The organism is Verrucomicrobiota bacterium (assembly GCA_016871495.1).
Lineage (GTDB): Bacteria > Verrucomicrobiota > Verrucomicrobiia > Limisphaerales > VHDF01 > VHDF01.
Window position 1 is genome coordinate 25,868 of record VHDF01000029.1, and the last position, 20,148, is coordinate 46,015.

17 protein-coding genes are annotated in these 20,148 nt (G+C 60.1%); 9 read left to right on the top strand and 8 right to left on the bottom strand.

From position 1 onward, the window contains the following. Window positions 1-89: 89 nt before the first annotated feature. Both FJ404_08580 and FJ404_08585 read left to right on the top strand, forming a co-directional pair. The gene (locus tag FJ404_08580; GenBank protein ID MBM3822922.1) at window positions 90-3,137 is read left to right on the top strand and encodes a DUF1553 domain-containing protein; all 3,048 of its coding nucleotides are present in this window, start codon (window positions 90-92) and stop codon (window positions 3,135-3,137) included. A gap of 43 nt (window positions 3,138-3,180) precedes the next feature. Further along, a complete protein-coding gene (locus FJ404_08585; GenBank protein MBM3822923.1) occupies window positions 3,181-4,632 on the top strand; it encodes a DUF1501 domain-containing protein in 1,452 nt (483 codons plus the stop codon). Here the strand turns inward: FJ404_08585 and FJ404_08590 are convergent. The 3 genes from FJ404_08590 to FJ404_08600 form a co-directional block, all read right to left on the bottom strand. Next, a complete protein-coding gene (locus FJ404_08590; protein ID MBM3822924.1) occupies window positions 4,624-5,106 on the bottom strand; it encodes a hypothetical protein in 483 nt (160 codons plus the stop codon). The two genes, FJ404_08585 and FJ404_08590, sit on opposite strands and share 9 nt — an antisense overlap. A gap of 260 nt (window positions 5,107-5,366) precedes the next feature. Next, the gene (locus FJ404_08595) at window positions 5,367-5,579 is read right to left on the bottom strand and encodes a hypothetical protein (GenBank protein ID MBM3822925.1); all 213 of its coding nucleotides are present in this window, start codon (window positions 5,577-5,579) and stop codon (window positions 5,367-5,369) included. A 158-nt stretch (window positions 5,580-5,737) separates the two neighbouring features. After that, window positions 5,738-6,433, bottom strand: coding sequence for a hypothetical protein (locus FJ404_08600; protein ID MBM3822926.1), 696 nt, complete (start codon window positions 6,431-6,433; stop codon window positions 5,738-5,740). A 470-nt stretch (window positions 6,434-6,903) separates the two neighbouring features. Between FJ404_08600 and FJ404_08605 the strand changes: the two genes are divergently transcribed. After that, complete coding sequence (locus tag FJ404_08605; GenBank protein ID MBM3822927.1) at window positions 6,904-7,158, top strand: response regulator transcription factor; 255 nt, start codon at window positions 6,904-6,906, stop codon at window positions 7,156-7,158. A 182-nt stretch (window positions 7,159-7,340) separates the two neighbouring features. On the opposite strand, the gene FJ404_08610 is transcribed toward FJ404_08605, so the two are convergent. Further along, complete coding sequence (locus tag FJ404_08610; GenBank protein ID MBM3822928.1) at window positions 7,341-8,282, bottom strand: sigma-70 family RNA polymerase sigma factor; 942 nt, start codon at window positions 8,280-8,282, stop codon at window positions 7,341-7,343. Between FJ404_08610 and FJ404_08615 the strand changes: the two genes are divergently transcribed. Next, window positions 8,228-10,009 carry a hypothetical protein gene (locus tag FJ404_08615; protein ID MBM3822929.1) on the top strand — a complete coding sequence of 594 codons (1,782 nt, stop codon included), beginning with the start codon at window positions 8,228-8,230 and terminating at the stop codon, window positions 10,007-10,009. The genes FJ404_08610 and FJ404_08615 overlap by 55 nt on opposite strands. Before the next feature lie 185 nt (window positions 10,010-10,194). On the opposite strand, the gene FJ404_08620 is transcribed toward FJ404_08615, so the two are convergent. The 4 genes from FJ404_08620 to FJ404_08635 form a co-directional block, all read right to left on the bottom strand. Beyond that, window positions 10,195-12,351: a hypothetical protein gene (locus FJ404_08620; protein ID MBM3822930.1), complete on the bottom strand. Its 2,157-nt coding sequence runs from the start codon at window positions 12,349-12,351 to the stop codon at window positions 10,195-10,197. A gap of 352 nt (window positions 12,352-12,703) precedes the next feature. Continuing rightward, window positions 12,704-14,410: a DUF885 domain-containing protein gene (locus FJ404_08625; GenBank protein MBM3822931.1), complete on the bottom strand. Its 1,707-nt coding sequence runs from the start codon at window positions 14,408-14,410 to the stop codon at window positions 12,704-12,706. A 113-nt stretch (window positions 14,411-14,523) separates the two neighbouring features. Continuing rightward, window positions 14,524-15,231, bottom strand: a complete 708-nt coding sequence (locus FJ404_08630) for a YggS family pyridoxal phosphate-dependent enzyme (protein MBM3822932.1) — start codon at window positions 15,229-15,231, stop codon at window positions 14,524-14,526. Between the two features lie 99 nt (window positions 15,232-15,330). Next, window positions 15,331-16,746, bottom strand: coding sequence for a DUF839 domain-containing protein (locus FJ404_08635; GenBank protein MBM3822933.1), 1,416 nt, complete (start codon window positions 16,744-16,746; stop codon window positions 15,331-15,333). Between the two features lie 84 nt (window positions 16,747-16,830). On the opposite strand from FJ404_08635, the gene FJ404_08640 reads away from it, so the two are divergent. The 5 genes from FJ404_08640 (at window position 16,831) to FJ404_08660 (ending at window position 20,148) form a co-directional block, all read left to right on the top strand. Beyond that, window positions 16,831-17,064, top strand: coding sequence for a hypothetical protein (locus FJ404_08640; GenBank protein ID MBM3822934.1), 234 nt, complete (start codon window positions 16,831-16,833; stop codon window positions 17,062-17,064). A 196-nt stretch (window positions 17,065-17,260) separates the two neighbouring features. Next, window positions 17,261-18,013 carry a type II secretion system protein gene (locus tag FJ404_08645; GenBank protein MBM3822935.1) on the top strand — a complete coding sequence of 251 codons (753 nt, stop codon included), beginning with the start codon at window positions 17,261-17,263 and terminating at the stop codon, window positions 18,011-18,013. A gap of 213 nt (window positions 18,014-18,226) precedes the next feature. Continuing rightward, the gene (locus tag FJ404_08650; GenBank protein ID MBM3822936.1) at window positions 18,227-18,946 is read left to right on the top strand and encodes a hypothetical protein; all 720 of its coding nucleotides are present in this window, start codon (window positions 18,227-18,229) and stop codon (window positions 18,944-18,946) included. Window positions 18,947-19,087: 141 nt separating this feature from the next. Further along, window positions 19,088-19,678 carry a response regulator gene (locus FJ404_08655; protein MBM3822937.1) on the top strand — a complete coding sequence of 197 codons (591 nt, stop codon included), beginning with the start codon at window positions 19,088-19,090 and terminating at the stop codon, window positions 19,676-19,678. Between the two features lie 50 nt (window positions 19,679-19,728). Further along, on the top strand, window positions 19,729-20,148 hold the full coding sequence (locus tag FJ404_08660) for an Hpt domain-containing protein (protein MBM3822938.1): 420 nt from the start codon (window positions 19,729-19,731) through the stop codon (window positions 20,146-20,148).

Sequence of the window (20,148 nt, forward strand, 5' to 3'; positions counted from 1 at the left end):
GGATGCACCGCGGCAGATTCCCGGGTCCGCTTTGACCTTGTTTGCACCCTCCTGCGTCTCTACGATGACAAGCATTGGATTCCTGATCCGTGATGTCTCATTCCGGCATAAAGCGCGCCGCCTGCCTTTTCGTGCTTTGGAGCTTCCCGGCCCTGAGCGCAGGGACGGCCCGGATTGATTTCACCCGCGACATCCGGCCCATCATGGCCGACACCTGCTTTCGCTGCCATGGCTTCGATGCCACAGCACGCAAGGCCGGATTGAGGCTGGATGTCCGAGAAGAGGCGATCAAACCCGCCAAGTCCGGAGCTCGCCCGATCGTTCCGGGGAATCCGGACGAAAGCGAGATCCTGCGCCGCATGGTCTCCACCGATCCGGATCGGATCATGCCGCCCGGGACACTGCACAAGGATCTGACCGAAGCCCAAAAAGATCTCTTCCGCCGATGGATTGCCGAAGGGGCGGAATATCCAGCGCACTGGGCCTTTGTCAAACCGCGCGAACCGGCGATTCCCGCAAGCGGAATCGGCATTCGAAATCCAGTGGATGCGTTTGTGAAACATCGTCTAGCGGCTCAGAAGCTGACCGCCTCCGCCGAAGCCGACCGGGCCACTTTGTTGCGGCGAGTCACCCTCGACCTGACTGGACTGCCGCCCACGCCATCCGAACAGCGCGCGTTCCTGTCCGATCGCACTCCCCTGGCTTATGAAAGGCTCGTGGACCGTCTGCTGGACTCACCCCGGTTCGGCGAGCGGATGGCGCAAGACTGGCTGGACGTGGCGAGGTATGCGGACAGCAACGGATACCAGGTCGATCGCGATCGTGATCTTTGGGCGTGGCGGGATTGGGTGGTGAATGCCTTCAACCGGAACCAGCCGTTCGACCAGTTCACCCGCGATCAACTCGCCGGCGACTTGCTGGAGAAACCGACGTTTGCGCAACGCGTCGCGACCGGATTCAACCGCAACCACATGATCAACGAGGAGGGGGGCATCATTCCGGAGGAATTCCTCGCCGAGTATTGCGCGGACCGGGTTGAAACCACGGCCACCGTCTGGCTGGGGCTCACGTTCAATTGCGCCCGTTGCCACGATCATAAATACGATCCGTTGACCCAAAAGGATTATTACGGACTCTATGCTTTTTTTCACAATGTGGCCGAACAAGGCGTGGGCGACTACGGCGCCCATTACCGCCACAGCACTCCGCCCTTTCTCAAACTTCCGACGCCCGGGCAGGACGAAAAACTGGCGCGGCTCAAGGCTGAGCTCAGCCAGGCGGAACAGGAATTGAAGCAAGTGGCCGACCGGCTGCTGGAGAACCCCACGAGCTGGGAAAAGCGAGCCGTCAGCACCTCACCCTCTTGGACCCCCCTCCATTGGACGAGCGCGGAGTTCGCGCTTCCAGCAGACAAAGCCCCAGAAACGCAAATGGAGGACGGTGCGGTGCGGGTCCGTTCCGGTGGAACTAACGTTCACCTGTTGAAGCTGGAGGCGGCGATCCCAGCAGGTCAATGGACCGGATTCCAGCTCGACTTCGAAAACCATCCCGAGGGTGCGGGGCCCGAGACCAATCGGCTCTCGATTCACGAGCTGCGAGTGAAATGGCCGGGAACGAATCAGCTTGTCCTGCGGGGTCGGGCATTCACGAATTCTGCGCCGGCCGCAGAATCCGCTCGGGCGGTGGATCAAAATACAAACTCGGCGTGGCAACTCCATCTCAGTGATGGAAGCCGACGGACTGGAACCTGGGACGCGCTGGCAACGGTCACCTGCTCGACGGAATCAAAACTGAGGGTGGAACTGGTGTTTTCGAACCGGCTCCCGGGACATGCGTGGCGCATGCGGCTCAAGTCCACCGACACCCCGCTCGAGTTGCTTCTCACGCCGACGGTGGCGTCCCTTTTGCAAAAGCCCGGAGAAAAAAGAAGCGCGGAGGAACGCAAGGAGCTTGACGAATTCCGGCTGGCTCAATCGACCGAACATGTTCGACGCAAAGACCAGGCAGGCCAACTCCGCAAGCAAGTGGCCGACACCGACCACACCATCCCGGTGACGCTGGTGATGTCCGAATTGGAGAAACCACGGGAAACCTTCGTTTTGAAACGGGGTGCGTATGATCAAAAGCTGGAATCGGTCAAACCGGCCCCCCCGGCCAGTCTTCCCGGGATGCCTCCGGAGTTCCCGCGAAACCGACTCGGCCTCGCCCGATGGTTGGTGGATCCAGCCCATCCCCTGACCGCCAGAGTGACGGTCAACCGAATCTGGCAGTCGATCTTCGGCACCGGATTGGTGCGGACACCGGAAGATTTTGGCGTGCAGGGCGAGGCGCCAAGCCATCCCGATCTGCTCGATTGGCTGGCGGTCGAATTCGTCCGGACCGGTTGGGACATGAAACGGCTTGTCCGTCTGCTCGTGACAAGTGCCACCTACCGGCAGGATTCCCGGGTGCGGCCTGAACTTCTCGCGGCAGATCCCGAAAATCGCTGGCTGGGACGCGGACCGAGGCATCGTTTGTCAGCCGAGGTCATCCGGGATCAGGCCCTGGTTTTTGGCGGATGGATGGTGGATCAACTCGGCGGGCCGCCGGTCAAACCCTATCATCCACCCGGACTCTATGAGCAGGTGGTTTCTGGCTCATCGGCCTCGACCTATGTGCAGGATCATGGCCGATCGCTCTACCGGAGGACGTTATACACCTATTGGAAACGGTCGGTCCCCAATCCCGCCCTTTTGCTCTTCGACCGTCCTTTTCGAGAAACCTGCACGGTGAAGCGACCGCGTACGTCCACTCCGCTCCAAGCGTTGAATTTGATGAACGACCCCACCTACGTCGAGTCCGCGCGTCTCCTCGCAGAACGAATCCTGCGCGGCGAGGGTTTGCTTTCGGAAACGCGGATCCGCCGGGCGGTCCGGACGGTGTTGGCTCGTGAAGCCAGCCAGAGGGAAGTGGAGGTGCTGCTTCGCGGACTGAGTCGCATGCGTCGGAGTTTTGAGGCCGATCCGGATGCCGCCCTGCAGTTGGTTTCAGTCGGAGAATCGAAACCTGACCTCTCCCTTGGAACGATCAATCTCGCGGCCTACACGACCATGGCCTGCACCCTGCTCAACCTCGACGAAACGATCACGAAACAATGACCACGCGCGTCCCCAGGCCCGAGTGATGTTCCGGTAAAAGCCCATGACTCCAGATCCTTTCCAGACCGGTTTGTCGAACACCCGCCGGCAGTTTCTCGGGCGGATGACCTCGGGCATTGGAATCGCCGCGCTGGCGTCGCTCTTGAATCCGCCGGTGCGGGTCGCCGCCTCGCCGGCAATCCGCTCCGCCGGCCCGCATTTCGCGCCGAAAGCCAGGCGAGTCATCTATCTGGCGCAGGCGGGGGCGCCATCCCAGGTCGACCTGTTTGATTACAAACCTGGATTGAAGCAGCGCTTCAAACAGGATCTGCCGGCCTCCATCCGCGGAAGCCAGCGCTTGACCGGCATGACCAGCGGCCAGAAAACGTTTCCGATCGCTCCCTCCACGTTCGCCTTTCATCAGCACGGCCAGAGCGGCATGTGGCTCAGCGAGTTGCTGCCCCACATCGGACGCGTCTCCAACGAGATCTGCCTGATCCGATCGCTTCACACCGAGGCGATCAATCATGATCCGGCGATGACCTTCCTCCAGACGGGCCATCCACAGGCGGGACGCCCCTCGCTCGGAGGCTGGCTCTCTTATGGATTGGGAAGCGATAATTCAAACCTCCCCGCTTTCGTGGTGATGATCTCCCGACCCAGTGGCCCCACCAACGCTCAGCCGCTCCACGAGCGCATGTGGGGGGCGGGCTTTCTTCCTTCGCAGCACCAGGGCGTCCGCTTCAGTCCGGGAAAAGACCCGGTCCTTTTCCTCTCGAATCCGCCCGGGATCAACCCGGAGCGCAGGCGGATGATCCTGGACGATCTGGGGGATTTGAACCGGAGAAAATTCGACGATTACCAGGATCCGGAGATCCAGACCCGCATCTCGCAATACGAACTGGCCTACCGCATGCAGGCTTCTGTTCCCGAATTGGCGGATCTTTCCAAAGAATCCAAGTCCACGTTGGACCTCTACGGTCCGGACGCCTCCACACCCGGAACCTTTGCCGCGAACTGTTTGCTCGCCCGCAGGCTGGCCGAGCGCGGCGTGCGTTTCATCCAGCTTTATCATCGCGGATGGGATCAACACGCCGATCTCCCGGCCGGAATCCGGCATCAGGCGCGGGATGTGGATCAACCTTCGGCAGCCTTGATTCAGGATCTCAAGCAACGAGGCATGCTGGAGGATACCCTGGTGGTTTGGGCGGGCGAGTTTGGCCGCACCGTTTTCAGCCAGGGCGAGTTGACGGAGACCAACTTTGGACGGGATCATCATCCCCGGTGTTTTTCCATCTGGATGGCTGGAGGCGGGATCCGAGGCGGCATGACCTTCGGGGAAACGGACGAATTCTCCTACAATATCGCGGCCGATCCTGTGCATTTGCACGACCTGAACACCACGATCCTGCACTGCCTCGGTTTGAACCATGAACGCCTCACCTTCCGCCATCAGGGTCGCGACTACCGTTTGACCGATATTCACGGCAGTCTGGTCCGGCCCATTTTAGCTTAGAGCGTGTCTGAAAATTGAGATAGGTCCTGCGGCGAGGGATTTTGGCGCTGGCCGAGGGCGTCGGAAAGACCACAGGCCGCCGCCCGCGAGCAACAGGCCGATGGATGCCGCCGCAGCGACTGGCACCCAGCGCCGGCCAAGCACGGCCAGCACTTCCCCAGGCCAGTAACGTGGGCGGCGGCGGACGGCTGCCGTGACCCGGGAATAAACCCGCGGCCAGATCTCCACAGCCGGCAAAGCGCGGGCTGCTTCCTGGTGACAGATTGCCAGCGCCGACATTTCCTTGAAATAACTCTGACAAGCAGAGCAACCCTTGAGATGGCGGTGGATCATCATGCTGCAAAGCCAAGTGAAAAACTTGCAGCCGCCGCGAAAACGCGGCAAGCCCCGCCATGCCTCGATCAACGTTTCCTGCACGAGATCCTGCGCGGCGTTCACGTCGCCGCACAGGGCGGCCGCTTGAGGATCAGTCACCGTTCAGCGACGAAAGGTTCACTCTATTTCGCACGGTTTCACGCAGAGGCGCGGAGACGCGGAGGGTATCTCGATCGCTCCACCGCGCGCCAGAGGTGATACGCAGCGTCATGAATCGGCGCCTCGTCAGGGCACGCGCCCGCCATCAGAACTCCCAACGCGTGGAAGCTGGGTCCCCCAACCTGGCACTATGTTTGATGACATTTTGTCGAGGTCCTCGCGTTTTGCACATAAGCCTCCCGACTAACTTGATGCTGAATTTACTTCCCGTTCCGCACTCCGGCCCGGCGGAGTTCATTTGCTGGAAACGGCCATTGATCCGTGTCGATCTCTCGCAGGACTTGGCGGTAAAGGCCTTTCTCAAGTTTCGAGGGATCACCCTGTGGATCCACCTCAACGGGTTCTTCGCTGTATTCGGTGGAATTGGAGGACGGCCAGCCAGGAGGGCGAAAGACAAAAGCCCCGCGATTCATCGAGAACTGGAAGGCGGCTCTGAAGGGGCAACGTCTCAAGCCGTTTGAGAAGTTGGCCGGATTGGGCTCCGGTCAAGAGTTCGAATGCCTTCGCATTTTCGTTTCGCATGGAGGTGGAGGCTTGGCGGGCAAGCCTCCACCCAGGCGAAGATGAAACCCTATTTCCGCCGATGCCGATGCAGCGCGAGCGCGGCCAGGCCGGACGCTGTCAAAAGGGCGCTACCACCTCCGTCGGGCACCCCTGTCGCTCTTACGGTGGGGGCCTTAAACAGATGCGCCGGCGTGAGGGCGAACTCGTCAATATAGAGCTTGTCACCGACCGTCATGGGATGAATGAGCGAAAGTGAGCTGTAAACAAAGCGAGGATACCAGAACCCGGCATCGTTGGTGAATTCCTCATAGACAAACTGCCATTCCTTATTGCCCGTATCGAAGTAGGATTCAGAACCGACATCGCCGAAACGATCCATGCGCCCGGTGTTCCGGGAATCGCTGACCGCAGCTCGAACAAAACCGCTGAGAACATAATTTCCTCCCAACGGAAGCGTCTTCGCAGCACCAGAAATCGCAAACGCCCAGTAAGCTTGACCGCCATTAAAGCTCAGAACACCAGAATAGCTGCCTGCAAAGGGGGCGATACCATCCACCGAGATCGAGTTATCAATGCCTGGCCCACCTTGCTGAATGTGGAAGTGATCGGTGTTTCCCAGCTCAAAATCGCCGTTGGGCAGCAACGTCCAATCCCCACTGCCGGGAACGAACGGACCGTTGATGACCGCCGCAGACAAGTGGATCGGATGGATGACCAGCATGAGCGAAGCGCTCAGTAGCAGTTTGGTTTGTAATGCTTTCATGATTCTTTCGACCAACTCTCCACTCATCCATCGTGGCTTACCCAAACGCTGCCTGAAAAACGGCTCCAGCGTCCTTCCCTTTTCAAACAAGCCTGCTCCACACGGAGCATCCTGCGCCTTGACTCCTGACGGGCGAGAGAGATCAGGTCTCACTCTGTTCTATGGATTTTCCCGACAGTGGTTACCAAGAATCTTCAAAATCTTTCTCTCGCTCCTCGGCCTGACTCTTCGAGCGATTCCGGACCCGCCAGAACGAATAAGACGGAACCTTTGAGGTTGGCGAGCGCATCAGTTCAGGAATTTCCGCCGGGTTCTTTATCAGAAGAACGACCCAAGTGCCCATGGAACATCTGTTCCAAATTCAGGAAAGGCGCCTTGACCGAAGCTGAGGCTGGCGTTCGCACCCACATTTTTTGCAACACAACCTGATTTTCTGAAATCGCTGGCCAAAAAATCCATAGAATAGGGTGATGATGAACCCTTCCAGCCGACGGGCCTTGGCCTCCACCCGGCGCGACGATCCCGCGATGGAGTCGTCGGCGATGACGCACAAACTGACACCCCGCGAGCGCGAGGTGGTGGACTTGGTCTGCGCGGGACGAAGCAACCGCGAAATCGCTACGGCGCTCGGCAAGAGCGCGGCCACGGTGCGGAATCAACTGCACGCAGTCTTCGAGAAGCTCCGCGTGACCCGTCGGGCGGAACTGATTGCGCGATGGAAGTAGAAGCGTTCAAGTTCCCGGACGCTTCACCTCGCTGGCCGAACCTTCGACACTGGACCGGATTTTCGGAGACTTTCGGGAAGCATGTTTTCCTGCCCAGGACTTGGCCGGGACACCGTTCCGTTTCCGATTGCGGACTTTGCAGAGGGTTCAGGTGAGCGCCCCGTCAACTTCGGGCACAAGCTTCACTCCAAACCCTTGAGTTCCGCATGGACCTTGCGAAACAAGTTGCCAACCCGGTGTTTGGCCAGATACACCGCCGCCGCACTGACTCCGAGGATTCTCCGAACTTCCTCCACAGGTCGTTCTTCCACCACGTGCAAGTGGTATATCGCGTAGTGTTCAGGACGGGCTTGGCGTTTGACCCGCGTCAGCGCCTGCTCCAACCGGTGCCGATGCCACTCGGCATCCCAGATCGCCTCAAATTCCTGCTGCGGATCCGACAACTCCAAGCGCGCATGGACGGGCTCGGATTCCAAGCCTTCGACCACGGCAAGACGTTCAGCGACACTCGGGGATTCCGCCGTGGACGCCGCCCCCGCTTGCCTCGAACGCCGCCGAAATTGGTCGGCGACCTTCCACCGCAAGAGTTGCAAGAGCCACCCTTTGAAAGAATCCCGTCGGGAATCGTATTGGAAATCCGGCAATTTCCGCGCCACCCCAATGAGGGTGTCCTGGACCGCCTCCTCCGCTTCACCTTCATCCAAGCCCGCACGGCGTGCCACGCCCACCAGAAGCCCGCGATAGGTGCGATGGAACTCCTCCCAACTGGCGTGATCACCGGCGTCCTTCAGACGTTGCAACAAACTCGCCCGAGTGGGGAGAGGCTCTTCACTTTTCATGGATGGGGCACAGGAACAAGCGAGTTCGTCCGTGTTTGAACCAAGTTCGCCGAGGTTGAGCATGGAACGAGGCGGTTCGCCGCATGCCGCAACGGCGGCCTGTGCAGCCCAAGAAGGCTCGTAATGGCCTGAAAACGCAAGCCCTCGTCCATCAACCGGCTGATCATGGTCGATTCTTTCAAGATGTGGATTTCTGCAAGATCCGCGGCTCGACCCGCGGTTGATCGGTGATGCAAACCACACCTTGCGCCCAGTCCTCCAGGCCCGGAAATTCTCCTCGCTCATCTGGCGGCCAATTCGAATTCTGCCATTTCCATCAAGATTCTTTTCGACGTGCCTCGACCTATTTCCGGGCTGCCATGGCACTGACCCTTTTCCTCGCCATCTCGATCACCGCTCAAGACCCACCCGTCATCACTCGTCACCCGGCAGGAGCCTCGGTCAGCCTGGGTGTGAGGGTGGTGCTCAGCGTCCGGGCCAGTGGCGAGGAACCCCTCCGCTTCCAATGGCGGCTCAATGATCGTCCACTGCCCGGGGCGACAAACGCCTCCCTGACCCTCACCAACGTCTCCCTCGCCCATGACGGAGATTACACTGCCTTGGTCACGAATCCGCAAGGAACCATCGTGAGCGAGCCAGCCCGGCTCGAAGTCGACCCTACTTTCATCAAACTCAACCCGGAACGGCTCGCCGATAAACTCGTCTATGCGGTGACTTGGGCCGACACCGATGGCGACGGAGATCTCGATCTTCTGGTCACCGAGTTCGGCCAGCATCACGTGCTGGAGAATCTCGGCCAAGGAACCTTCAAACGCGCCAGCGCCTCCCATCCGTTGCAAGCAGGCTCGCCCGGGGAAAATTCCATCTCGATCTGGGCGGATTTCGACAATGACGGCCTGCTTGATGTTTACCGAACCACCGGGCTCGGCTTCGCGGGAGGCCTCCAGGACCGCTTGTTTCGCAACCGCGGGGCCGGGGCATTCGCCGCCGTGGCCAATCTGCCGATGCACCTCGCCCCAACCCCCACCACCGGTGCCGCCTGGGGCGATTTCGACAACGACGGGAACGTGGACCTCTTTGTCGCTCATTCTGGAAACAATCCCAATGCCCTGTACCGCAACATTGGCCAGGGCGGCTTCGCCAAAATCACGGATTCGCCTGTCACCGAGATTTCCGGCAACACGAATGGTGGCACTTGGGCAAACTATGACGACGATGGCGATTTGGACTTGCTCGTTTACGCCCCGCGAAACAGTAACCTTTATGAGAATCTCGGGGCGGGAAAATTTCAAATCAGCGACGACGCGCTACTCGGGGACCGCATCCAGGGCGCGGCCTTCGCCGATTTTGACAACGATGGTGACCTCGACCTCCTGGTCACAGGAAATCCCATGCGACTGCACCGCAACGATCGCGGCATTTGCCCGACGGCCGCGTGGGGTGACTTCGACAATGACGGCTTCCTGGATCTGGCCGTGGGCAAAGGGGGATCGGCCCTCTACCGGAACAGCGGCAACCCCCATGCCTGGCTGACCCTGAAACTCATCGGCACACGGTCCAATCGCGCGGCCATCGGCGCCAAAGTGCGCCTGAAAGCGACGATCAAAGGACAATCATTTTGGCAGCGGCGGGACATCACGAGCACGAGCGGTCCGAGTGCCGGCAGCGACCTCCGCGCCCATTTCGGTCTCGGCGATGCCACGCAGGCTGAGATCCTTCGAGTCGAATGGCCCAGCGGCCAAGTCACTGAATTAAGCAACGTTCCCGCCAGGCAAATCCTCACTCTCACCGAGCCGGACTTGTCGCCCCGGCTCCAAGCGAGCTGGGTTCGAGGGGCCATTCAACTCACCCTCACCGGCGCGTCAGGCCACACTTATCACCTGGAAGCTTCCCACGATCTCCAGACCTGGAGCCGCGTCACCTCGGTCGTCGCTGGAACAGGTCCAGCCCTCATCGAAGACACCCGAGCCCAAGTCAGTTCACACAGGTTTTACCGCGCCCAATTGCAGTAGCCGGGCGCCCAACTCAATCGATCAGGCTAGTGTGCTGTTCATGAATTGGGTGGGCATTTGTTGCACGAGAGCGCACGCACGAGGAGTGGTTGGAGGAAGAACTCCTTCCTACGGGGTGGAGCATGGGAAATGCATCCGTTGGTTGAACCGGGGGCGCGGTTCGATCTCACCCGCATGGCTGAAACTCAATGGGGAACGTTTCCAAACCCAGTCGAGTGTGAAAGGGGCGGGTTAGGACGATGCATCCGCTGCGGCAAATAGCGGTCCAATCCCGTTCTGCTGAGGATCTCGTCAAATCGCTTATCATTCCAAAGCGTCCGCCAGTAAGGATGCACCACCACATCCAGGATCGCCTCGTCACGCTCCTCGCATGCGCGCTCAAGGTGATGGAAGGCCTGATCGAGGTTGCCCGCGTGCCTGTAGGCATCCGCCCAGATGACCGGGGACAGCCAGCCATGGGGTAGAAGCATGCGTTGGCGGCGATCGGCGAAATCGAGGAAAACCTTCGCGAAGGCCGGGAGACCGTCGCGACGGTAAGCCTCGTGCGCCGCCTGATTGATGGTGGCGATGCCGTGGACCTTCAAGGAGCCTGCAGTCTCAGCGCTCATGGATTCATCGAGCCGTCCTATCGCCCATAGAAGTTTGGACAATTCGAACAACGCAACGCCATCACCAGAGTCGCGCCGGATGGACTCGCGCAACAGTTCTTCAGCTTCCTTCGATCGTCCGGCGCAAACGAGAACAACTCCCTGTTTTCTCGCCAGCCATGGAAGGTCCGGTGCGGCCTGTCTCGCGTTCTGGAGTTCTCTCACGGCCTCGTCGTGTCGACCCACCAAGGAAAGCCAGGTCGCCAGCCATGATCGCGCTTCGGGATGGCGGGGATCGAGTTCGACTGCGCGGCGGAAATCGCGCTCCGCTCCCTCCCAATCCCGTTCATATTCCATCTTCAAACGGCCCAGCAGGACGATCGCATCGACCAGCCTGCCATCCAGGCTCAACGCCTTGAGCGCTGCCTCGCGGGCTTGCGGCTTGCAAACCTTGGGCGGGAGAAAACAGAAGCCACCAAGCCCGTAACGGGCATTCGCGAGTTGCAGCCACGCGCGGGCGAAGCCGGGATCAAGATTCACCACGATCTCGAGTTGGGCTATGGCAGGCACGTAGCCATTCGTCGATTGAAGCCGCATGGCTTCTTTGGCCTGCAGGTATCGGTGGAATCCTTCGTCGCTCGAAGCGCCAGAGGTCTCAAATACTTCGGCCACGGGCGACAAGGAAGCGACCGGCGCAACGGGTCGATCCGAAGCCGATGGAATACGTCCAGTCATCGCCATGCGGGCCAGGACAACGATCGCCGAGCATGCCAGCAAAATGAGCGCAATCCGGCCACGCCGCTCCCAAGCCCGCCGCTTGCGAACAGAACCACCCTCCGACAGTCGATCGAGATCAGCCACCATGGCCCCGGCGCCCCCATACCTCCGCTTCGGATCCGCCTGGCAAGCCCGGTGGATGACAGCTTGGAGCTCCAGCCAGCGCTCGCGATCAGGACGCGTGGCCAATCCACCCGGCGGGACCGGGAAGTCCCGATGAGTGAGCCCCGTGCTCATCACATAAAGCACGATCCCCAGACTGTAGAGATCCGCCCTCACCGTCCCCGGGCCTTCGGGTGGAATAAACCCCTCCGTGCCGACAAACGAGCGCGCTTCGCTCGCGGCGGACACCAACCCCACATCCACCAACTTGGGCGCTCCATCCACAAAAATGATGTTTGAGGGCTTAATGTCACGATGCACGAGCCCATGCCGGTGCAACTCGGCCAGCGCCAACGCCAGTGCCCGTCCAATGCCAATGGACTCCTCCAGCGGCAGCGCTCCCCGAGCCTTCACCTCGCTGGCCAGCGTTCGGGGAGAATACGTTTGGAGCTTCGCCATCGGGGGGGGCGAAGGCCGGGCATTCGAAGCCCATGTGGAACTGTTGCCGCCCAACGATTGAGTGCCGAAGTCCGGACCGGAAACAGCCGCATCCGCGAGTTCCATCACGTAATAGAACCAGCCCTCGGCGTCATTGCGGCCAACCTGGAGCAAATCGACAAAGCCCTCGTGCAAGCGCGAAATCGGTTCGAACCGGCGAATGCCCGCGAATTCGCGCTCGTAAGGACGCTCATCCTCAAACGTCATCCGCCGGACGATCTTCACCGCGCGCAGCGTTCCCAGCGAATTACGCGCCAGCCACACTTCACCATAGGCGCCTTGGGCGAGTAGGTGCAGCAACACATGATCTGGAATCGAAGGCGGCGCTTGGGGCCCGCCCGGAGGCTGGGCGCTGTCCCTGACAGTGGACGCGGACATGATAATGCCGAAGGAACTCTTTTCGAGCTTTCTTGTCGAGCCACGCCATCAGGTCGATTAGGGCATCGGTGCATCCAGAGGATGTCGGTGACCGGGTTGTCGTGGTCACGCAGACAGCCCTGTCTGCTGTGTCGCAGGCTGCCCAGCCTGCGGGGCGGCGAAGGGAACCCGGCGCGTGGAGATCATGGAAGGGCCTCGTTCTTCACCCGCCGGGCCGACGGGCCGTCAGCGATACGGCAGGCTGGGCAGCCTGCGCCACACGACAAACAGCTTCGGGATGCACGATCAGGGCATGGGCATCGAAAGACCGTAAAACCGGATGTTTAGAAGAAGAAGACCGAGGGGCAGGAAGTCACTGCGTTCGGATCCATTCGAGGACGCGCGTTTCGAGCAGGTCGAGGGGCAAAGCCCCGGCCAGCAGCACCGCGTCGTGGAAAGCACGCAGATCGAATCGCACACCCAACTCGCGTTGGGCCAGGGCGCGCAGTTCTTTGATCTTCAGCTCACCGATCTTGTAAGCGAGGGCCTGCCCGGGCCAGGCGATGTAGCGGTCGATCTCGTTCGCGATGTCCAACTCGCTCTTGGGCGCGTGTTCCGTAAAGAAATCGATCGCTTGCTTTCGGCTCCAGCGTTTCGCATGGATTCCGGTATCGACCACCAATCGCACCGCCCTCCACATCTCGTAGGTGAGCTGGCCCATTTTATCATAGGGATCCTCGTAGAGCCCCAACTCGTCGCCGAGAGATTCGGCATAGAGCGCCCAGCCCTCGACAAAGACCGTGTAGCCGCCGTAACGGCGGAAATGGGGCAGATTCCCCTGTTCCATCGAAAGCGCGATTTGCAGGTGATGACCGGGAACGGCTTCATGCAAGGTCAACGCCATGATCTCATGACGAAATCGAGTCTCCGGACGATACAGATTCACGGAATAAAAACCCGGACGAGTTCCGTCCGCAGCCGGAGGCCGGTAATAAGCCGTGGTCGTGTGGGGAGCAATCCCGTCCGGAATCGGCTCCACCCCGTAAGGAATGCGCGGCAACGTGCGGAACACTCGATTCAACAGGGGATCGACCCGCTTGGCCGCGGCCTTGTACGCGGCCAGCAACTGGCCCGGACTGCGGTAGGCGAATTGAGGATCCGTGCGTAGATGCACGAAAAACTCCCGAAGAGAACCCCGGAACTGCACGCGATGACGGATCTTCTCCATTTCCTCCCGGACTCGGCTCACCTCGGAGAGTCCCAAGTCATGAATCTGGTCCGGGGTCAAACGGGTGGTCGTGAACTTTCGGGCCAGGAAGGCGTAGAGTTCCGCCCCGTCCGGCATCTGCCAGATCCCCTCTTTCTCGAAGCAAGCCGGCAGATATTCCTGTTGAAAGAACTGCTCCAAGCGCTGGTAGGCCGGGATGACGACCTCGCGAATGGCCATCACGGCCTCGCGCCGCGCTTTGGAGAGATCGAGATTCACCCCCGTCTCCTTCGCCACGGCATAGGGCTTGAGAAAGAGGCTTTCCTCAGGGTCATCCACGATTTGCTTGGCGATTTGAGGCACGATCCGTTCCGCGATGACACGGGCGTGGACACGACGCGTTCGAATCCCCTCGCGCATGAGGGCGATGGCCTGATCGACGCTTCGACCGACGCCACGCAAACGGGCATTCCAATCAAGATAATCACGGATGCTTTGGAAGCGAAGATCGTCCGCCAGCAGATGAGCGGTTTGATGACCTTCCCGTTGATTCATGGGAAGCAGGTACCAGCGCGCACCCAGCTCCTCGATCTCCAAGGCCATTTCGCGGCGAAACAAACCCCAATTCAGCTTATCCGCCGGACTGAGCTTGGACGGATCGATGCGGTCGAGTTTCTTCAGTGTCCATCGATAATGATTCGAACGCGCTCCAAATGCCTGAAGGCTCAAATCTTCCCACGCTCGATTCCATCTCCGATCCCCCAACGTCGAAGAGAAGGTGGGGTTCTGCCGCAGGCGGTAATCCCATTCGCGAGCCAAGAGCCGTCGCAAAGCAGCATCCTCGGAAGTGGACGGACGTTCGTCCGCGGCCATCCCATGATGCAGGGAGGCCAGAAGTCCGAAGCCCATCGCTAACCATGGCAAGAACCGGCGCCAGCGTTGGACGACCACGCTCAGAAGTCCGCTTGGTGGAGAATGCCTCACGGTCAGGCCTGCTCTTCTCGATCCAACCGCCTGGGACGGGCTCCGAAAATAGCCGTGCCGATTCGCACCATCGTCGCTCCTTCCTCGATGGCCACACCGAAATCACCGCTCATGCCCATGCTCAGTTCCGGAATCGGATAACCCAGGAGATCCTCGCAACGAGATCGGAGCTCGCGGAGCGATCGGAAAAAAGGACGCACCCGCTCCGAATCGGTGGACCAGGGCGCGATCGTCATGAGCCCGTGGATTTCCAGTCGCTTCAGCGCCGACACTCCCCGGATCTCTTCGACGAGCTGCGCCGGACGATAACCAAACTTGCTCCCTTCCCCCGCCACGTTGACTTCGAGAAGGATCTTGGCGGTCTTGGCCTGACGCTCGGCGAGACGATGGATCTCTTCCGCAAGCCGCAGGCTGTCCACGCTTTGAATGACGCTGAAGAAGCCCAACGCATCGCGAACCTTGTTGGTTTGGAGGTGTCCGATCATGTGCCAGGTGATGCGGCTCGAACAAAGCGGGATCTTGGCCCTGCCTTCCTGGACCTTGTTCTCGCCGAACAACGAGATTCCCGCTCGGAAAGCTTCCTCCACCGCCTGGGGCGGATGTCCCTTGCTCACCGCGATCAGCCGAACCCCAGCCGGGTCGCGCCCGGCTCGAAGACAGGCTTGATCCATGGCTTGCCGAACGCGGGCGATGTTGGCTTCAATGGACACGACGACCCAAACTAATTTCAAAAGAAGCCCGTTTCAATAGCTGCGAGGAAGAACAACGAACGCACCGCTCCGTTCCCGACCCGGAATCGAAAGCTTGCCCTAAGATCTTCGGAGCTGTTCCCAAGGGCCCGTGATGGCGAGGGTGAGGCCTGGAGTTTGGATGTTCACGAAAAGCGTGGTGCCGTCCGGCGAAAAACAAGCACCCGCCAACTCCCCCAGTGTTGTCTTGGCCAAGTGGTACGTCTTGCCTTCGGGAGTGACGCCCACCACGCACTGTGGACTCAAACCATCCTCGCAAATAATGAGGTCCCCCCAGGGTGCCACAGCCAGGTTATCCGCGTTCTCCACCAAATTGCCGTCATTCGGCTCAATGAAAAGTTCGAGTCGCGGCGGCTTCGTCGCTTCTCCGGGTTTGCCTTCCGCCGTACTGGGGAAGTACCGCCAGATTTGTCCCTTCTTCTTTCGGCCGCCGTTCGTACAGGCGAAGAAGATCGAATCCCTCCCATACCAGCAGCCTTCTCCACGGGCGAAGCGCGCCGCACCTTTTTCGAAATACCCGTGGTAACGAAGATCGTTATCCTCGGACTCGACATGGGCCACGTCCACCCATTCCACCTCCAACGTCTGGCGCGGCGCCCATTTGCGATCATGCCAGTTGCGCGTATCCATGCGGCTGGCATCGATCACCTTGAGGGCTTGCAAACGACCCTTCCCCGCCAACTGCCCCGGCTGTTCGGGGAGGAATCGATAAAACAAGCCGTCGCTGCAGTCCTCGGTCTGGTAAACCGCTCCGGAATTGGGATCAACCGCGATGGCTTCGTGACGGAAACGGCCCATCCCCCGAAGCGGGATCGGATCGGCTAGACCGATCTCGACCGAAGGCGCGACTTCGAAATTGTAGCCGTGCATTTGTTCCATTTCCTCATCCGGAGTCTGGCCGCCCTCGTTCGGACGGCTCACATCCTCCTCGCAGGTCACCCAGGTGCCCCAGGGTGTCACTCCTCCCGCGCAGTTGCGATAGGTGCCCGCCAGACTCAGAAAATGCTTCTCCAACGTCTGCGTTCGAGTGTCGAAGACCAAGGTCGTCGTGCCCCCCAGTCCGGGTTTCTTGCCTTTTCCCGCGTCATACATTTTGGCCCGCGGCACTTTTCTCATCAACCCCCGCTTGTTGCCGAAAGGGCTCCCTTCGGTGGCACCCGCCTCCATCTCGTGATTGCGGATCAGGATCGTCTTCCCGTTCGGGCCGGGAAATGCGCCCATGCCGTCATGCTTTCCCGGCACGAGCAGTCCATCATCCATTTTTTCTCCCGTCTCCGAGAAGACCACATAGTTGAACCCGGGCGGCAGATCCAGGGTGCCGTGAAAATCGGATTCCAGGGCCGGCTTCGCGGTTTCCGCGTGGGCGGAATCGAGAAAACTGCGCAGGCCCGTGAAGGCCAAGGCGACCAGACCGGACCGTTGAAAGAATTGACGCCTGCGCAGCGGGCTCGTCCGCGTTACGACTTTTTGATTCATGTTGAATGGAACTGGATTCATGACCGGCTTCAGCGGCCCATCTTGCTGGCGCCCACCCGGCAAGTGCTTGTCCAGTTTCCATTGGTGAAGTTCGAACTCAAGCACACATTGCGTGCGTTCGTCCGGGCCTCACCGGATTTTGCCGTCGAGAACCTGTTTCTTGCTTTTCACTCTCGCCAGGCGGTCGAACGACCTCGCTCATCGACCGCCGTGGTCAGCGCGCGTCAGCGTGGCGTTCCGCCCGCGAACCACCGGGTGCACTGCAACCGCGACGCGGGCGGCGGTTCGTCTGCAGCGACGGGTTCGGGAATCGATTGAAGAAAGCCTCGACCGCGTCTGAAAGGCTCCAATGCCTGGCGCGGAAGTGGACCGCCTCCGAACCCATGCGATCGAGCCCAAACCATGTTCCGTCCGGAGCATGCCATCGGTTCGCCCTCCAACCCGGGGATTTGACTTGTGAATCCACGGGTTCGAGCGTTTTCTCTTTCTCAATCTCCAACTCAGATCGACCATTATGAACCCCCTGGCGCGCCGACCTCGTTCGGCCTTCACGCTCATCGAACTTCTGGTCGTCATTGCCATCATCGCCATTCTCGCCGGGATGCTGCTGCCCGCGTTGTCCAAGGCCAAGGAGAACGGACGCAAGGCGAAATGCCTCAATAATTTGAGGCAGATCGGCATCGGCATCGCGATTTACGCGGATGACAACCGGGACCGGGTTTTGGAGGCGCGATTTGGGGTGGTGCAAATCTGTTTGAATCCTCCCGAGCGCAAAGCCGCGGAATCCGTGGGCCTCACGATCTTCTCCAACAGCCCTTCCGGCCAGATTTGGACTTGTCCGAATCGCCCCACCTTTCCTCAATACGAACGCGAGTTCGATCAGTGGGTCATCGGATTCCAATATTTTGGAGGAATCACCAACTGGCAGAATCCCGCCGGGACCTTTCCCTCGAGAAGTCCGGTGAAGACCTCCGCTGCCCAGCCGGGTTGGGTGCTTGCCGCCGACGCCAACATGAAAATTGATGGTCGCTGGGGTGGAGGACGCGACACGTCCTTCAAAGGCATGCCGCCTCACAAGGATCGAAACGGGCGGCCGGCGGGTGGCAATCAGTTGACCATGGACGGATCGGCGAGGTGGATGAAATTCCAGCAAATGCTCTTCATTCACAGTTGGGGCACCGAGGGTAGCCGGGACGCCTATTTTGCCCAGGACGACCTCGGGGAGGCGCTTCAATCGCGCATCGACCGCATCAAGCCAAGGCCCTGACCGGCATCTTTCCCAGACCTTCGGCGTGGGAGAGAACCAGGGCGACGTCATGGCCCTGCGGGCGAAGAGGCTTGGCGAGCACGGCACCGCGCTGAATCCGGCGAGATCGACCTTCGAAGCCACATTCCTGGGCTCGATTCCTTGGCTGACGGCTTAAAGCCGGGGGATTTCCGGCCGATAGGAGGGGTGAAGCTCGGTTCCCATTGCGCGGTCGTGAGTTCCATTGCCACCATTTCACAGCAGCCCCGGCTCGAACCCCATCCCGGGGTGATCCAGACTTTCGACCCGAGCCTGGATCAAGCCCTGGCCTCATTATTGGGCCTCGTGCCTTCTCTCGCCGGACCCTCCATGGCGGCGATTCTCGTCAAGCGAGGCCGAGGCTTCCAGTTTGCCGCTCTTCATGGTTGTGCACCTTTCCGCATCGATCCCGACACGTTCCCCTCTCTCCTGTCGTGGAGCGAGTCGTCGTGGTCGTGCTTCCACTCTCCATTTCCACAAACTGAGGTCGCCGCGAAAGGGCCGGAATTCCAATTCCCCCCCATCCAATTCCTCGCCAGCCATGCCTTGCGATCAGCCGAAGGCGTCGTCTGGGGCCAATTGCTCGTCATGGATTCGCGCCCGCTCCATTGGACCCCGGCGCGCGAACAGGCATTAGCCCCGCTTTGCCTTGGTTTGGCACGCATCCTCGAATGGGAAGGCAAGGGCCGCGAAGGTCGATCCTTCCCCGAACCATCGCGCGATCGGGCGGAGACCCACTATCGCACGCTGGCGGAGGCCTTGCCGCAGAATGTCATACGAAAGGACACGCAAGGACGATTCAGACTTGGGCAGTCCAACTGCGTGGCAGCCTGGCAAGCCGAGGCAAGGCCGAGTCAAACGCGATTCGAGGCTGGACTCACCCTTTGGCCCGGGAGGCCTTGGATTAATCGGTGAGCCACCCGTTTACAGAATGCGCCTCCTGTGCCATGATTCTCGACAGCAGGATCAAGAACCCCGGTCCTGGCCCCGGTTGCCCACCCGACACTCCAAACTGCGCGCCACCCTTTCCATCCATTCCCCCAACCTCTCTCCACTATAAACATCCTCATCGCCGAAGATGATCCGGTCTCGCAACGCATCGTGCGTCTGACTCTGGAAAAACAGGGTCATCAGCTCTATATCGCCGACGATGGGGAAGAGGCGTGGGAGCTGATCATGTACCATCCGATTCATGTCGTCATCAGCGACTGGCTCATGCCCAAGCTGAGCGGGCTCGAGCTTTGCCGCAAGGTGCGGGGGCGACGACGACGCGAGTATGTTTACTTCATTCTCGTCACCGCCCTCTCCAGCCAGGAAAACTTCAACGAGGCCATGGAGGCCGGCGTGGACGATTTTCTCAACAAACCGCTGCGGCCCGATGCCCTGCTGACACGGCTTCGCGTCGCGTCCCGCATCCTCGATTTCATCAGCCAAATCCGGGAATTGAAACGGCTTCTCCCCATTTGCATGTACTGCAAGAACATCCGGGACGACCAGAGTTACTGGCACCAGATCGAGAGTTACATTCACGAGCAAACCGGCACTGATTTCATCCACAGCATTTGTCCCGATTGCTTCGAAAAGAAGGTTAAACCCGAACTCGAAGGCCTCGGCGATCCCGACCCCGCATCGCCAAAACCGGCTTGACCCTGGAAGGGCGGACGGGAGAGTGGTCGAACTCGACGAGCTCCACCGCCATGTCTGGACCCCAGCCGAATTCCCCCTCTGACCCTCCTCCGGATCCGCCCCCCGGCGAGGCCTCCTTGGTGCTCGACCTGCACGTGATCGAGGAACTGCGCCAGCTCGAATCTTCCGGCTCCAGCTGGGGTTTGGACGCTCTCATCGACCTCTTTCACAAGGAATTGAAGACCCGCCATACTCAACTGCAAGCCGCCCTCCTCTGCCAGGACCTCGCCGCCGCACAACATTCGGCCCACACCCTGAAAGGAGGCGCCGCGGGACTCGGAGCGAGAGAACTGGCCGCGCTCTGCCAGCAAATCGAATCGCGAATCAAGGAACGCCGGCTCGATGGAGTGAAGGAACTCCTGGACGCCTTGGAACAGAGTTACCAATCCCTCGCCCCCATCCTCAACCGCCAAAAATCTTCCCCGGACTAA